Annotated in this window: 14 protein-coding genes; 9 read left to right on the top strand and 5 right to left on the bottom strand. The window is 44.0% G+C overall.

What is annotated here, in order from left to right:
- Window positions 1–50: 50 nt before the first annotated feature.
- Window positions 51–626, top strand: a complete 576-nt coding sequence (locus CUJ83_RS08735; protein WP_230741917.1) for an HdeD family acid-resistance protein — start codon at window positions 51–53, stop codon at window positions 624–626.
- Between the two features lie 143 nt (window positions 627–769).
- Window positions 770–1,345: an HdeD family acid-resistance protein gene (locus tag CUJ83_RS08730; RefSeq protein WP_230741916.1), complete on the top strand. Its 576-nt coding sequence runs from the start codon at window positions 770–772 to the stop codon at window positions 1,343–1,345.
- 4 nt (window positions 1,346–1,349) lie between these two features.
- On the opposite strand, the gene CUJ83_RS08725 is transcribed toward CUJ83_RS08730, so the two are convergent.
- The gene (locus tag CUJ83_RS08725) at window positions 1,350–1,517 is read right to left on the bottom strand and encodes a hypothetical protein (RefSeq protein ID WP_230741915.1); all 168 of its coding nucleotides are present in this window, start codon (window positions 1,515–1,517) and stop codon (window positions 1,350–1,352) included.
- A 196-nt stretch (window positions 1,518–1,713) separates the two neighbouring features.
- Here CUJ83_RS08725 and CUJ83_RS08720 point away from each other — a divergent pair, with 196 nt between their 5' ends.
- From CUJ83_RS08720 to CUJ83_RS08710, 3 genes are all read left to right on the top strand, one after another.
- Window positions 1,714–2,352 (top strand): trimeric intracellular cation channel family protein, encoded by a 639-nt coding sequence (locus CUJ83_RS08720; RefSeq protein ID WP_230741914.1) that lies wholly within the window; start codon window positions 1,714–1,716, stop codon window positions 2,350–2,352.
- A 187-nt stretch (window positions 2,353–2,539) separates the two neighbouring features.
- On the top strand, window positions 2,540–4,915 hold the full coding sequence (locus CUJ83_RS08715) for a PAS domain S-box protein (protein ID WP_230741913.1): 2,376 nt from the start codon (window positions 2,540–2,542) through the stop codon (window positions 4,913–4,915).
- 61 nt (window positions 4,916–4,976) lie between these two features.
- Window positions 4,977–6,134 carry a glycoside hydrolase 5 family protein gene (locus tag CUJ83_RS08710; protein WP_230741912.1) on the top strand — a complete coding sequence of 386 codons (1,158 nt, stop codon included), beginning with the start codon at window positions 4,977–4,979 and terminating at the stop codon, window positions 6,132–6,134.
- Window positions 6,135–6,140: 6 nt separating this feature from the next.
- Here the strand turns inward: CUJ83_RS08710 and CUJ83_RS08705 are convergent, their stop codons facing one another.
- From CUJ83_RS08705 to CUJ83_RS08690, 4 genes are all read right to left on the bottom strand, one after another.
- The gene (locus tag CUJ83_RS08705; protein WP_230741911.1) at window positions 6,141–6,278 is read right to left on the bottom strand and encodes a hypothetical protein; all 138 of its coding nucleotides are present in this window, start codon (window positions 6,276–6,278) and stop codon (window positions 6,141–6,143) included.
- Window positions 6,275–6,883 (bottom strand): DNA polymerase ligase N-terminal domain-containing protein, encoded by a 609-nt coding sequence (locus CUJ83_RS08700; RefSeq protein ID WP_369424029.1) that lies wholly within the window; start codon window positions 6,881–6,883, stop codon window positions 6,275–6,277. The genes CUJ83_RS08705 and CUJ83_RS08700 overlap by 4 nt, the downstream gene beginning before the upstream one ends.
- Before the next feature lie 129 nt (window positions 6,884–7,012).
- Complete coding sequence (locus tag CUJ83_RS08695; protein ID WP_230741910.1) at window positions 7,013–8,308, bottom strand: MFS transporter; 1,296 nt, start codon at window positions 8,306–8,308, stop codon at window positions 7,013–7,015.
- Window positions 8,220–8,765: a Chromate resistance protein ChrB gene (locus tag CUJ83_RS08690; protein ID WP_230741909.1), complete on the bottom strand. Its 546-nt coding sequence runs from the start codon at window positions 8,763–8,765 to the stop codon at window positions 8,220–8,222. The genes CUJ83_RS08695 and CUJ83_RS08690 overlap by 89 nt, the downstream gene beginning before the upstream one ends.
- Before the next feature lie 268 nt (window positions 8,766–9,033).
- Between CUJ83_RS08690 and CUJ83_RS08685 the strand changes: the two genes are divergently transcribed.
- The 4 genes from CUJ83_RS08685 to CUJ83_RS08670 all read left to right on the top strand — a co-directional run bounded on the left by CUJ83_RS08685 (window position 9,034) and on the right by CUJ83_RS08670 (window position 14,896).
- On the top strand, window positions 9,034–11,220 hold the full coding sequence (locus tag CUJ83_RS08685) for a PAS domain S-box protein (protein WP_230741908.1): 2,187 nt from the start codon (window positions 9,034–9,036) through the stop codon (window positions 11,218–11,220).
- Between the two features lie 399 nt (window positions 11,221–11,619).
- Window positions 11,620–13,551, top strand: coding sequence for a sensor histidine kinase (locus tag CUJ83_RS08680; RefSeq protein ID WP_230741907.1), 1,932 nt, complete (start codon window positions 11,620–11,622; stop codon window positions 13,549–13,551).
- 193 nt (window positions 13,552–13,744) lie between these two features.
- Window positions 13,745–14,386, top strand: coding sequence for a hypothetical protein (locus CUJ83_RS08675; RefSeq protein ID WP_230741906.1), 642 nt, complete (start codon window positions 13,745–13,747; stop codon window positions 14,384–14,386).
- Window positions 14,387–14,506: 120 nt separating this feature from the next.
- Window positions 14,507–14,896 carry a carboxymuconolactone decarboxylase family protein gene (locus CUJ83_RS08670; protein ID WP_230741905.1) on the top strand — a complete coding sequence of 130 codons (390 nt, stop codon included), beginning with the start codon at window positions 14,507–14,509 and terminating at the stop codon, window positions 14,894–14,896.
- Window positions 14,897–14,901 lie beyond the last annotated feature (5 nt).

The following is a 14,901-nucleotide window of genomic DNA, read 5'->3' as shown; positions in this document are numbered from 1 at the left end:
TCAAGAAAAATATTATTATTTTAATTTTATATATATAATATTGTGATATTATGGCAGAGAATGTTGAAGATATAATAAGGTTTCACTGGGGCAATCTATGGTGGGACACGCTGCTCCGCGGTTTCGTGGCGATAGTGTTCGGCCTGCTGTTGCTCTTCTTGCCCGGACTATCAATTTCGATCTTTGTAATGCTTTTCGGTGCTTTCGCTTTCTTCGATGGGATACTGTTAGTTCTTCAGTCAATATCGTCAAGGACTGCAGACCCCAACTGGTGGGTAAGGATCTTACAGGGAATTATCGGCATACTCGCAGGTATAGCCGTGTTCGTATACCCGGGTATATCGGCGCTGGTATTGCTATACTTCATAGCGTTTTACCTGGTATTCACCGGCATCCTTCAGATAGTCGCCGCCATAGGCCTTCGTAAAGTCATCAAGGGTGAACTCCTGCTGATAGCCAGCGGCATTCTGGCTATAATCGTTGGCGCAATATTGATAGCGAGGCCAGGCGCAGGCGCTCTGGCACTTGCTCAGACCATAGGTATATTCGCTATCGCATACGGCATCCTGGAGTGCATTCTTGCATTCAGGCTAAGGTCAGCGGTGTCTAAACCCGAAGTAGCTTAAGTCGGCGATCTGCCGAACGGGCATATTGTAAACTCGTATAATAAAGATAGCCCGCGATCAGGGGATCCCGGGCGATCTACTTTTTATTAAGAGAGCGCGAAATGGTATCTTCATATCGTTACTGCGCCATCCGACGATCTATCATGTTAAAAGAGAAATTGCATGAACTATGGGGAAACCTTGGGCTAAACCTTATACTTAGATGCATACTTGCCATGATCTTCGGAACACTTGTATTCCTCTACCCTGACATATCCCCTAAGGTCTTCTTCATGATATTCGGTACTTTTGCCCTTATGGACGGATTGATACTTATTATGCATTCCCTGTCAGTCAGGGCGATTGATATGGTATGGCCGGCAAGGCTTATCAGGGGTCTGCTTGGCATAATTACGGCTTTTACAGTGTTTATCAGGCCTGATCTTCTAATGCCATTACTGATATACATTATATCCGCATATGCGATCTTTAGCGGGCTCTTACAAATATACACCGGCATACGTATCAGAGAGTCAATCCGGTGGGGATCTTTCATTATATTGAGCGGGATCCTGGTCGTATCTATCGGTATAATAATCGTCATTGAGCCTGTGTCCGGATTCTTTAATACGGAACATTTGATAGGCCTGTTTGCCATCGCATACGGGATCATGCTGGGCGTGAACGGGCTCAACTGGGAAATACTGATCAGTAAAGAGCTATTTCAAAAAGGGAAATGATATATCATCCCGATAACTGGATCTTCTTTTCGCTTATTATCTCACCGTTTTTAATCTCATACTTATATATGCATTTAGTGTTGATACAGTGAATTTCAGAGACCTGGGCGCTCTTTTTATTCTTTTTGTTTATAAAGGGCTTATCTTTTTTCATTATATCATCCATTATCATTTAATAGGAAATTACTTTCCTAATTATCATATTTATAATTATCTATTGTTTGGTAATTGGTTAAAAAATAAGTTTTTAATATACAAAACTTGCCGATAAATTTATCAAGTCGATATTACTTTAAAGGTCTAAAATATGGCTATGATAGGATACCGGGGTTTTCTCCTGAGTATCCAGCCGGCTGTCAGTGATGATCATGATAATGATGATAGAGCAGTTTATATTCGAGTTCTTCGCGGCTATCGGTACCATCGCTTTCGCTGTATCGGGCGCATTTAAAGGCATACGCCACAGGCTTGATGTACTTGGCGTGCTGGTGCTGGCCTTCGTGACAGCGATCGGCGGAGGGCTTGTCCGTGACGCTCTATTACACCGTACTCCGGCCGTATTCATCGATATCTGGCCAGCGCTGTTCGCTCTGGTCGGATGCCTGCTTGCGCTGCTCTCAAACATGTTATCAAAAGAGCGCATCTTATCATGGACCAATCCCGAAAGCAGGACTTTCCTGATACTTGACGCCATAGGACTGGCCGCCTTCACGGTGACCGGCGCGAAGCTGGGGGCAGTCTCGGGGCTTAACATATTCGGCATAATCCTGCTCGCCGCGATCACCGGCGTAGGCGGAGGTGTCATCAGGGATATGCTTGTAGGGGAGATCCCTCTGGTATTGAACGCGGATTTCTATGCGACTGCGACATTGATAGGCGGTTTTGTATTCGGGGTCCTTTACATGTATAATTTTGCGACTCCGTGGCCATCCATTTTGTCGTTCATTGTGACTTTGTCGCTTCGCCTGCTCGCTATATGGCGCGGCTGGAAATTACCTGTGCTGTAGGTTTTAGAAAAATGACATAAAAGTGATGTTAGCCAAAGTTCGGCTAATGTTAACCTATCTTTTTAACTGCCCAAAAAAGCGATCATATCGATTTTACCGATTTGTTGATGATATTAAAGGAATTTACATTTATTTTTGCTATTTTTTAAGATGAAATTATCATAGTATTAACTCAAAAGTAAAAATAATGGACAAAGGTTTCCTGGACCTATCCGAACTTGGCAGCTTTACCGCTTCTGCCGTAGAGAATGATACTGTATCTTTTGTAGCCACTTACGAAGATGGCCAGGTCTTTACATGTAATCAGGCATTCTGCAGGCTGACAGGCTATTCGAAAAACGAGATCAGTAGAATGAGGTGGCCCTATGATTTTACGCCGCCCGAGATCAGCACCGACATGTATCGTCTCGTCGACGCTGTGGCATGTGATGCAGCCCCATACAAGTTTGAAAAAGAGACCGTCAGAAAAGACGGATCCAGGGTGCCTGTAGATATTTTCATACACAAGTTTTGCGACGTCCTTGGAAAGCCAAAGTACTTTTATGCATTTATCACTGATATAAGCGAGCATAAAAAACTGGAGAATGAGCTAAAAGAGAGCGAAGCAAAATACCGTGAGCTCGTCCAGAGCGCGAACAGCGTTATACTTCGAATGGATGTAGCCGGTAATGTTACATTCTTTAATAAATATGCTATAAAATTCTTCGGCTACACCGGGGAGGAGATACTGGGTAAAAATGTTATAGGGACGATCGTGCCCGAGACAGAATCATCCGGCAGGGACCTGAGCGCGCTTATACGGGACATCGGCATTCACCCCGAGCTTTATGTGAATAATGAAAACGAGAATATGCGTAAAGATGGAAAACGCGTCTGGGTATCATGGACAAATAAGGCCATAAGGGACGCGGCCGGTAACATAATCGAAATACTATGCATCGGCAATGATATAACCGGCAGAAAAGAAGCGGAGAATGAGCTTATAAAGGCGCGTAATGAGCTGGAGAAAAGGGTGGCGGACAGGACTTCCGAGCTGACCAGATTGAACGAAGCCCTTACAAACGAGATCAAGGATCGCACGGTAGCTGAACAGGCGTTGATAGATAGCGAACAGAGATTTCGGGCGACGTTCGAACAGGCCGCCGTCGGTATAGCGCATGTATCCACTGATGGGGATTTTTTGCGCGTAAATGAAAAGTTTTGTGAAATTTGCGGATATACCCATGATGAGTTCGTCGGCCTCAAGTTCCATGACATCACCTATCGTGATGACCTTAAAAAAGACCTTGAATCAATAGATCGCTTACTTGCGGGAGATATACAGACCTATACAATGGAAAAAAGATACATTAAAAAAGACGGCAATATCATCTGGATAGACCTTACCGTATCTCTTGTAAGGGATGCTGAAGGAAACCCAAAATATTTTATTTCTGTCATAGAGGACATCACGGAGCGTAAACATGTCGAGGAAGAGGTCCGTAAGTCACAGGAAATGCTGCGTCTGGTCATGGATAACATACCGCAGGCGATCTTCTGGAAAGATATAAACTCCGTATATCTGGGATGTAACGCGATCTTTGCAAAATTTGCCGGCTTAGAAGATCCTGAAGATATTGTCGGAAAGACTGATTATGACCTTGCCTGGAAAAAAGATGAGGCGGACTCCTATCGTAAATTCGACCGGCTTGTGATGGATCATGACACTCCTGTATATCATATAATCGAGCCTCAGCTACAGGCCGACGGCAAGGAAGCCTGGCTTGATACAAATAAGATACCGATGCATGACACAAATAGAAATGTGGTCGGCATCCTCGGGACATATGAGGACATCACGGAACGTAAAAAAGCCGATGAAGAACTTAAAAAGGCTAAGAGCGACGCCGAGATGTACGTGGACATGCTTAGCCATGACATAGGGAACATGAACCAGGCGATTTTGGGCTACCTTGAACTGGCGCTGGATGTTATTGACCCGAAGGGCGATGACCGGAAACTGCTTACAAAGCCCATCGAGATAATCTCATACAATACCAGGCTTATAGAGAACGTAAAAAAGCTGAGCCGTATCAGAGAATGCGACCTCCAGGCCTCTGAAATGGACATTGGCGAGATATTGTCCGAAATAAAGGAAAAGTACGCCGGTTTTCCCGGCAGGGACATCACGATAAATTACGCTCCCGTAAAAGGATTTAAGATCATAGCATGTGAAATGCTCAGGGATATGTTCGACAATATCATAGAGAACGCTATCAGGCATTCGACGGGGCCGCTCACGATCAACATCTGGCTCAAAAAAATATCGATAGACGGTAAAAAGTATTATAAGGTCGCGATCGAGGATACGGGCCCCGGTATCTCAGAAGAATTAAAGGGAAAAATATTTTCTTATATGGGTAAAGAGATGATCAAAGGCGGCCGAAGGGGACTGGGTCTCCATATAGTAAAGACCCTTGCGGATGTCTTTAAAGGCAAACTATGGGTCGAGGACAGGGTGCCGGGAGACTATACAAAAGGTGCCAGGTTCGTGGTGATACTGCCGGCGACCTATGAAATGTAGAATATCCGCCGAAAAATCCTTACAAAAAACTAAATATTTTCAAGCATCAATCCAAACAATAATGTTCCGCAAAGATGTTTTTTACAAATTATTTAATCTTATCACGCTCATCTCAATAATATTAATAAGCGGCTGCATCGGGAATAATAGATCACCTTTGCCGGCTTCCGGTGACGGCTCGCCGACATTATCCCCGTCTGGCTCAAGGTCTTTTTATATGGGCATGACGCCATTTCCGTACGATAACACTATCGATGCCCGGATAGAGACATACCGGTTCATAAAAGAGCATAGCGACCTTGCCATACACCACTTTGACAGCGGCGTGCCATGGCCGGAAGCGTTCAATAACACTCCTTACAGGCCGAACGTTGAAAACGACCTTAATTACCGTGTGAGCCAGATCAAGAAAGGCCAGCAGGTCTACGTGGCCGTTACGCCCATCATAATAATGCGCGACGGCCTCACCGGATACAGAGGCGATAGCGACAACATGGAAAGGCAGGGAAAATGGAAAGATAAAGGCTTCACAGATGCCGATGTCATACAGGCATATACGAATTATTGCAAATATATGATAAACAAATTCGAGCCCGATCATTTCGCATATGCGATCGAGGCCAACATACTTGCCGATAAAGATCCTGCGGAGTTCGAAAAGTTCCCGGTCATGGCCGAACAGGTCTACAGTTCACTTAAAAGCGAATACCCTGACCTTCCTGTATTCCTGACGCTTCACGTCGATACTTACGCCCTTAATAAGAATGAGCAAACTGAAGCTATTAAAAAATTACTTCCTTATACGGATTACATAGCAGTGAGCACGTATCCATATACGTATAAGGCAAACCCGGCGGACATACCTCGCGACTGGTTCTCGCAGATGCATGACCTCGCCCCTGAAAAGCCGTTCGCTATAGCTGAAACAGGATATGCGGCCGAGGATCTGATACTGGACCAGTATGGCGCGACCATAAATGGAAGCGAGGAATGGCAGGCGGAATATGTAAACTTCATGCTTACAGGCGCCAGCGATCTTGACGCGAAGTTCGTCGTATGGTTCGTCTCAGGCGACTATGACCGCCTGTGGGATAAAATGGAAAAAATGGGCGTCGACGAACTGTTCAAGCTATGGAAAGATAACGGCCTGATGGACGGCGACAGGAAGCCGAGGAAATCTCTGGACGCGTGGGATAAATGGCTTACTGGAAAGCCATGATGCCCTTTACAGCATAGATCCGTTTCTTATCTGAAAACCGATCATGCGTGATATTCGCCAGCGTTGCTTTATCCATTCTGGCTGATCTTTTTTCTCAAGCCGCTCTTTAGCTTTCTCCGGCAGGTTCTCAAATATACTGTTCATTCTTTTTTATCGCCTTTCTCTCCGGCGATCTCCTCAAGCGAGCGCCCTGTTTTTGCCGAATCAGGTTCCGTGCTTACCGGATCACGCCGCGGATCCGCCATATCATCTTTCATCTTTTTAAGAAGCCAGCTCTCTTTACCGCCCAGGTTTGTGCGTATAATGACATAGCCGCCTTTCAATTTTTTACCGTCCAGCCATACCTCTATCTTTCCCTTATTTATGGAATCTTCCATCGAGATCTCATTATTTTCTTTGTCATGCCTTAAATTACGATACGTTCCGGTATCCCACACCATGACGGTGCCGGCGCCGTAATGGCCTTCAGGTATCACTCCTTCAAACCCGGCATACTCTAAAGGATGGTCTTCGGTAGGCATTGCCAGCCGTTTAACATCCGGGTCTGTCGACGGCCCTTTCGGGACTGCCCAGGACTTAAGGACGCCATTGACCTCAAGTCGAAAATCGTAGTGCAGGTTGCTGGCGTCATGCTTCTGGATCACGAATATGTGTCCTTTCGATGTTTTATTATCGTCGCCCTCAGGTTCAGGCGTAGCAGAGAGATCCCGCTTTTTGCGGTATCTTTCAAGGGATTCTTTAGCAGGCATCATGACCACATTAATTCATATGGTAATTTATGTTAAATAATATTTATATGAGCCATTTTATTGTTGGTATGTATAAGAAAAATAGAAAATTTATCCGGATAGGTCCGGCTTTAAAATCTTTATAGGCAGTTACCTGGCTATCTTCGTTATGCTTATTGTCCTCGACCTTAAGGATCCCAGGATAAGCGGCGCCAGCACTGCCAGGCCCAGCATACCGCATAAAACAAAACCTGCGGTCAGTGATATGAACTGGGATATTAACCCGATGGCCAGCGGGCCTGCCATATCTCCTATCTCTTTATAAGACCCGAGATTACCCATCGCAAGACCCATTTCTCCCTCATATGCCGCTTTAGCTACTGCGACCGCGCCAAGCGTCCATATGACTCCTATTGCTGCCGCATCCAGGATCGATACAATTACTGTTAGCCATCCCGAAGTAAATGGTATGATCATCAAAAATAGCGCCTCTGCAGCCAGGCCTGCCAGTATGGTCCTTGAAAAACCCAGTCTTTTTGAGATTACTCCTGAAAGGGGCTGTATCGTCAGGAACGCTAAGGCAACGGCGGCCATTACGGATCCTGCCATCAGCGGATCGAAACCCGAAACATTCAGGTATACCGGTAAAAACCCGAATAGTATGGCCATTAGCATCATATTTACCATGGTGACAAGATACCACGGCAAGAACCTGGAATCCTTGAACGACCCGATAAAGCGCATAATATCATCGTCGTCATCGTCATCGAACTTTTTGTTCCCCGAGTCTCTTTTGATAAATAACCCCACGAACATGACCGCGATCCCTACAAAGAAACATGCCACGAATAAATATGAAAAATCCGAATAGAGCACAATGGCGCCGCCTACCACCGGGCTGATAACGTATCCCAGGCCTTTTATTGCATTGTATATGCCCATAGGTCCTTCAAGGTCATTCTTGAAATATTCTGCCACAAGAGCCATTGAAGCTACGGAAAACGCGGCAGCACCGATACCCTGCAATAATCTTACCAGTATAAGCAACGCCGGGTCCAGTACAATGTACAAAAGGGACGATAAAGAGAACACCAGAAGGCCGGCGATCATCGTCACTTTCATGCCTTTTTTATCGGCCACGAACCCGAACACCGGTTTCGCTATGACCTCCGCAAGATCATATATCGCGATGAGCACGCCGATCCCGAAAAATCCCGTACCTGCCATTTTTGCATATGAGGGGAGGTTGACTGCTATTATATGGGCGCCAAAAGACGTCACGAAACCTGCAAGGCTCAATATCAGGAGATAGACCATAAGCCTTGATCTCGGGATATTCAAGAACATTTTACCGGCGTCAGACATTGTCCAGCCCTTCAGCCCTGTATACTTCCTGCTCAAAGGCCTCCAGGTCTTTCCGGCAGCGTTCAAGTTCTTTATCAGCATCGTCCGCCTTAAGGCCCTTAAAGAAATCACGTGAGCGGATCTTTCTAAGCCAGCCTGTCAGCTTTTGCAGGTCTTCCTCATTTTCGTCAAGCTCGGCGAATGTGAACTTTTTCTGTCGAGTCTCCTTCTCAAGCTCTGAACGAAGATCTCGACAGCGGCTTATTAATTCGATATATTCCTCGTCGATATTATTCCGGAACATATCTGTTATGGATCGGTTTTCATCATCTTCCGCGGATGTGACAATAAAGACAAAGGCATTGCCGCCTTCCGACCTTATGAACGATGCAGTATCTTTCGCGAACTGCCCGTTCTTTGGCGAGTCCGGCAGGGCCCATGCCCCGTTCTGAAGGCTTACCGCGCCTTTCGCGCGCATGCGGCGCCATACGCCGACTCTCAAGCTCGAGAGAGATGACGGCGTTTGTGAGAGAAGTAATAACCATTTGTTGCCCGACATATTTTCTATGTAACAGTTGTTACAAACTATATTTAACACTTATCACAAAAAAGGATTTTAAATAATTATAAATATATTCACTTAGTTCCAAATATATATTTTATTCATAAATAAATTAAATTATGATTAAATTTTATTATGTATTATTTAAGGGGGGTTTGCTATATATCCCGGTAAGAGTCCATCAAAAAGATCCCCGGAGGATAAGATAAGATCTTTAAAAAATGATCATAACGATCTTAGCAATGGTCTTGATTTTTTAATATTCGTGCTAAAGGACACATCACAGCCATTTGCAGCTGCGTACACAGACGGTCTTTTATTCGATTGCAACAGTGCATTTTGTGAATTGATCGGTTATGATAATCAAGAATTGAAAAAAATAAACTTATGTAAAGATCTGACACCAGTGGAGTGGCAGGATATAGAAGCAAAGATCATAGAAAAAAACCTCTGTGATAAGAAACCTGTAAAATATGAAAAGGAATATTTTAAAAAAGATGGCACCCGTATCCCTGTAGAGTTAAACTTTCATACAATATTTGACGGATCCGGCGATCCGTTATATCATTATGCATTTTTTACCGATCTTACGGCATACAAAAATACAGTTAAGGCATTAAGAGATGGAGAAGAATTGTTCCGCATTTTAGCCGAAACATCATCGACCGGGATATGCCTGCATCAGGATGGCAAATTATTATATGTAAATCCCGCTGCTGAAAAGATATGCGGGTACAAGAAAGAAGACCTTGACAATATGTCTTTTTATGACATCATTTCTCCTGAATATGGTAAGATCTTGAGCGATCGCCGCAGTGATAAACTGGCCGGGAAAGATGTGTCTTCAGGATATGAAATTAAATTTGTCACCCGGGACGGAAAAGAGAAATGGGCATTTATAAAGATAGGTGATATAGAATTTAAAGGTAAACCAGCGACCATAGTGACTGGACTGGATATTACACAGCATAAAAAAATGGAAGATGATTTAAGTCGCAGCGAAGAACGATACCGGCTTCTGGCCGAGAACGCTGAGGATTTTATTTTTATCATTGACAGGAGACTGTATGTAAAATATTTGAACCGTTCCGCGGCGGCCGCGCTGGGTATGGGCCAGGAAGAAGCCATAGATAAACCTCTGAAAAGCTTGTTTCCCGGCCAGACATTTCAACATATGAAAAAAGGGTTGTGTACGGTCTTCGGAACTGGCAGGCCGTATAAATCGGAGCATGTGCATGATTTCTATACGAGGGAATACTGGCTTCATGTAAAACTTGCCCCTATCTTCGATAAACATGGCAACGTGACATGCGTTATGGGTATTTCCAGGGACATCACGGATATTAAAAAGACGGAAGAAGAATTACGCAAGAGCGAGGCGAACTTGCTTAAAGCCCAGAAAATAGCCCGCATAGGAAGCTGGGAGTGGGATTTAAGAAATAACCGGTTCACATGGTCGGATGAAATGTATAATATATCAGGTATCAGGCCCGGTACCGAGATATCTTATGAAATGATAATGAGTCTTCTCAATCCTGAATATGTGATGTATGTCAAAAACTCTATCGATGATTTTCTCATGAACGGAAAACTAACGACAATAGAGGGTAGTATGATGCACCCTGACGGTACTGAAAGGATGATCTATAATGAATGCGAGCCCGTTTATGATGATAATGGCCATCCTGTCAGACTGATAGGAATATCGCAGGATATCACTGAAAGGAAAAAGGCCGAAAAAGCATTGGTAGATGCCAAAATGCAGGCAGAGCTATATGTCGATCTGATGAGCCACGATATCAGCAATATGAACCAGATCTCCATGGGATTTCTTGAGCTCGCCCTGAACATCATGGAACTGGAATGCAATATCGGGGAAGATGATCGCGTGTTACTGGAAAAATCCTTAGAGGCTATGAAAAACAGCACGAAGATCATCGATAACGTTAAAAAGATACAGAGGGAGAAAAACGGGGAATATGAGCCCGAAGTTATCGACCTTTGTAATATCGTGGAAAAAACGATTTCCCAATACTCGAATATACCGGAAAGGGACATCAACATAAAATATTCTTCGGATAATGGCTCATGTGTCCTTGCTAATGAGCTGCTTGCCGACGTCTTTAGCAATATTATCGGAAATTCTATAAAACATTCGACCGGTCCAATAAATATTTCCGTAAAAACTTCTCTCGTGACGGAACATAATAAAAAATACTGTATGGTCATAATAGAGGATGACGGGCCCGGTATTCATGATGAATTAAAGGACAGGCTCTTCACGAGACTAAAAAAGGAAAAAGGCAGAGTAAGCGGCAGAGGTATGGGATTGTTCCTGGTAAAGACGCTGGTCGATGACTTTAAGGGAAAAATATTTGTCGAGGATAGAGTACCCGGTGACCATAAAAAAGGCAGCAGGTTTATTGTTATGATACCGGCTGTAGATCCATGAATCTTATCATGGCTTATCACTCTTCGACAAAAAGCACTTTTTAACAGAGTAAACCTATGATGACTATACAGATTGAAATTCGTGAATTAGCGTTATGATAAAACCAATAATGGCCTTATAGTACCGGCGGGGGATAACTTAGGGATAGGGATATGTTAGCCAGTAAGGATTGGGCAGGATAATATCTCGTCCTGCATATCGCCCGGTGAAGGCATAAAGATAATATTCGGCTTCACTATTAAAAAGATATAGAGAGCAATTATTCTAGAATTTAAAATCATTGATATTTCATCGATACTTTTATGAATAAGACCACTGAATAAAAATAAGTTTTATCAGTATATTATTTTATATTTCTCCTTATCCTAAAAAATTTTATATTATTGGTGTTTATGATAATTGAGTCGCTATAAGATGAGGTCTTATCTAACTGATAATGACTATGAGAACAAGACGAAAGAACAACTCCTCATAGAAATATACGGGCTTCTTGATACCCTGGAAGAACTGAAAAGGATCGTAGATGAACTGACCTCAGAGTTTCACAAGGGAAATTATTCACTTAATGACCTGTTAGTGGACCATGAGGGGACCGTCGAAAGCCTGCGTCAGGCAAACCGGGCGCTGGAAGCTTTATCAAAGTGTGATGCGGCATTAGTTCATGCCACAGAAGAACGCGCTCTTTTAGATGAAATTTGCCGGATCATAGTTGAAGTCGGGGGATATCGGCTGGCATGGATCGGGCTTATCGAGGATGGCGGTAATGTGCGGCCTGCGGCACGTGCAGGATATGATGATGGTTATCTGGATAACGTCCGGGTCACAATTAATGACACCGACAGGGGAAGGGGACCTTTTGGCACGTCCATCAGGACCAAAGAGCCGTGTATATCAAGAAATATCCTGACAGACCCTAAATTTTTACCGTGGCGTGCGGAGGCTATTAAAAGAGGATATGCCTCAGCTATAAGCCTCCCCATGATAGAGAACGGTGAGCCTTTAGGGGCTCTGGCGATATATTCGGAAAGGCCTGACGCTTTCGACACAAAAGAGCTGGAACTATTAAAAGAGCTTGCAGATAATCTGACCTACGGGATAATATCCTTAAGGGCAAGAATATTGCATAAGCAGGCTAAAGAAAAGCTTCGCAAAGCATACGATGAGCTTGAAAATAAAGTCCGCGAACGGACTGCCGAGCTACTGGATACCAATGAAAAGCTAAAGACCGAGATCGCCAGTAAGATCATGGCCGAAGAAACCCTGGGTTTCGAGAGAGCCCAGTTATTGTCGATATTCGATAGTATTGACGAAGTGATATATGTTTCAGACCCGGAGACCTATGAGATACTGTACTCAAATAAGGCTATGAAAGAACAATTCGGGAAAGAGCTTACAGGCGGCATATGCTACAGGGAGATACAGGGCAGGGATTCACCTTGCGAATTTTGCAGCAATGAGATAATACTTCAAAATAAGGGTGAGCCATACCAGTGGGAATTTCATAATTCAATCGTGAACAAAGATTATCTTATAGTCGACCGGATGATCAAGTGGCCGGACGGCCGCAGTGTCAGATTCGAGATGGCTAAGGATATCACTGACCGTAAACGCACTGAAGAAGAGCTGCTTAAGGCAAAGTTCGATGCCGAGCTTTATGTGGACCTTATGGGGCACGATATCAACAACATGAACCAGATCTCTATGGGATATCTTGAGCTGGCTCAGGATATTTTGGACCTTGAAGGCAAACTCGAAACCGATAATTCATTACTGATAGACAAGCCGCTGGAAATGCTAAGGAATAGTTCCGAACTTATCGATAACATTAGAAAAGTACAGAATGAAAGGGCAGGGGTATACAAGCCTGAGGTCATAGACCTTGACCGGATACTCAAGGGTGTACAGGCTCAGTATTCAGGTATGTCAGACAGGAATATCTATGTCAGTTATCGCCCCTGCGACCGATGTTATGTTAAAGCTAACGAGCTGCTCAGGGATGTTTTCTCGAACATAGCAGGAAATGCCATTAAACATTCTAAGGGTGATCTTGAGATCCATATTGTCCAAAAGATCGTTAATGAGGATGGTAAGGATTATTGTATGGTCACTATTGAGGATAACGGCCCCGGTATAAACGATGAACTAAAAAAGAAGCTGTTCGAACGCTTATCCCAGTCCAGGAGAAGCGTCTCAGGCAAAGGATTCGGCCTGTACCTGATCAATATGCTGGTGGATGATTTTGGGGGAAGGTTCTGGGTGGAGGACCGGGTCCACGGCGATCATAGCAAAGGCTGTAAATTTGTCGTGATGTTGCCGGCTCTGGGTGAATAGATATTTATTCTCTTATTCGTTTTTGTTATCCCGATATTAGCCGGGGCCGTCTTTTATCAAGCTCAGGCCGGGATGGTATGATCACAGCAGACAGGCTGCAGAAAATGAATGAAAATTTTTCTTTAATATCTTATATCAATAATAATTTTATACTACATGCGATTATACTGTATACAGTTATGGGGATGGTTTAGTGGATAGAAGATCTACTGAAAGCTTACAGGGTAAAGGGGGATCCGCAGATAAAGGATCACTTATAAAGAACGGACTGGTCGTAATACTTGTCATAGTCGTACTCGTCATGTGCGCAGGCGTTTATGTACTGTATGATGAGACCGGTAAGAAAAATGCCGACTTGAAGCAAAAGCAGGATGATTATGACGCTCTTAACGCGGCGTATCTGGACATTGAGTCAAAATATACTTCGCTTACGGCCAGCTATTCCGAATTGAACGAGAGTCATATAAAGATAACTAATGACTATGAAGACCTTTTATCGGAATACGGCACGCTGCAAAACAAGACTTCCGTAGTTGACAATAAAGTGAACGCTTTCCTTGAAAACGGAGTTTTAATAACTTACACCTACTCGATCTCAGCGAGCTCAACCAACAACTCTTCTGTAAAGACCTTGACCGTGACAGCATTTAACATCGGCAAAGAAACCGCTGGCAGCGTGGAGGTCTTGTGCAAGGTTGACGATAGCGGTGCCATGGACACTCATAGAAGGACATTCCAGAACGTAGGGTCTATGGATAAAGTGACGGCGCAGTGGATGTTCGATAATTCGGTAAAGATACTGGAAGTGTGGGCAGGGCCTGAAGTGGTATTTTAGGCCTTTACCTTTTTTAGGAAAAATCCATTCGGGTTAAACCGGATAGCATGGTCCCGGGTATGATTTATAATCCTTAAGCCGAATTTGACCTATGAATATAACTAGTGGATAGTGAAATTGATGACCGGTGAACGATACGAGCGCGGGAAAGAGATACTTGACAGGATCAACCCTGAAGGTATAGGCAGGATCATAAACGAACTGAAAGATATCGCACCTGACATGGCAGACTTCGTCATAGAATTTCCCTATGGTGACATTTATAGCCGCCCGGGACTGGACCTTAAGACAAGAGAGCTCGTTACGATCTCTGCCCTTGTAGCTTTGGGTGCTATACCTCAATTAAGATCGCATATAACCGGCGCTTTGAATGCCGGATGCGCCAGGCAGGAGATCGTGGAAGTGATAATCCAGATGGCTGTGTATGCAGGTTTCCCGGCGGCGCTGAACGCGATGTATGCGGCAAAAGACGTGTTCAAAGAAATTGATGAAAAGGAAAAGAAAAAATAAGCTAT

Origin of the sequence: Methanooceanicella nereidis (genome assembly GCF_021023085.1) — an archaeon.
GTDB classification, from domain to species: domain Archaea; phylum Halobacteriota; class Methanocellia; order Methanocellales; family Methanocellaceae; genus Methanooceanicella; species Methanooceanicella nereidis.
The sequence above is the reverse complement of the archived record's forward strand: the minus strand, read 5'-3'. Positions and strand labels throughout refer to the sequence as shown.

What these genes read in the sequence shown, in the direction of transcription:
- CUJ83_RS08735 (WP_230741917.1), top strand. Translation starts at nt 51, where the DNA reads ATGGCAGAGAATGTTGAAGATATAATAAGGTTTCACTGGGGCAATCTA.
- CUJ83_RS08730 (WP_230741916.1), top strand. Translation starts at nt 770, where the DNA reads ATGTTAAAAGAGAAATTGCATGAACTATGGGGAAACCTTGGGCTAAAC.
- CUJ83_RS08725 (WP_230741915.1), bottom strand. Translation starts at nt 1,517, where the DNA reads ATGATAATGGATGATATAATGAAAAAAGATAAGCCCTTTATAAACAAA.
- CUJ83_RS08720 (WP_230741914.1), top strand. Translation starts at nt 1,714, where the DNA reads ATGATAATGATGATAGAGCAGTTTATATTCGAGTTCTTCGCGGCTATC.
- CUJ83_RS08715 (WP_230741913.1), top strand. Translation starts at nt 2,540, where the DNA reads ATGGACAAAGGTTTCCTGGACCTATCCGAACTTGGCAGCTTTACCGCT.
- CUJ83_RS08710 (WP_230741912.1), top strand. Translation starts at nt 4,977, where the DNA reads ATGTTCCGCAAAGATGTTTTTTACAAATTATTTAATCTTATCACGCTC.
- CUJ83_RS08705 (WP_230741911.1), bottom strand. Translation starts at nt 6,278, where the DNA reads ATGAACAGTATATTTGAGAACCTGCCGGAGAAAGCTAAAGAGCGGCTT.
- CUJ83_RS08700 (WP_369424029.1), bottom strand. Translation starts at nt 6,883, where the DNA reads ATGCCTGCTAAAGAATCCCTTGAAAGATACCGCAAAAAGCGGGATCTC.
- CUJ83_RS08695 (WP_230741910.1), bottom strand. Translation starts at nt 8,308, where the DNA reads ATGCTGATAAAGAACTTGAACGCTGCCGGAAAGACCTGGAGGCCTTTG.
- CUJ83_RS08690 (WP_230741909.1), bottom strand. Translation starts at nt 8,765, where the DNA reads ATGTCGGGCAACAAATGGTTATTACTTCTCTCACAAACGCCGTCATCT.
- CUJ83_RS08670 (WP_230741905.1), top strand. Translation starts at nt 14,507, where the DNA reads ATGACCGGTGAACGATACGAGCGCGGGAAAGAGATACTTGACAGGATC.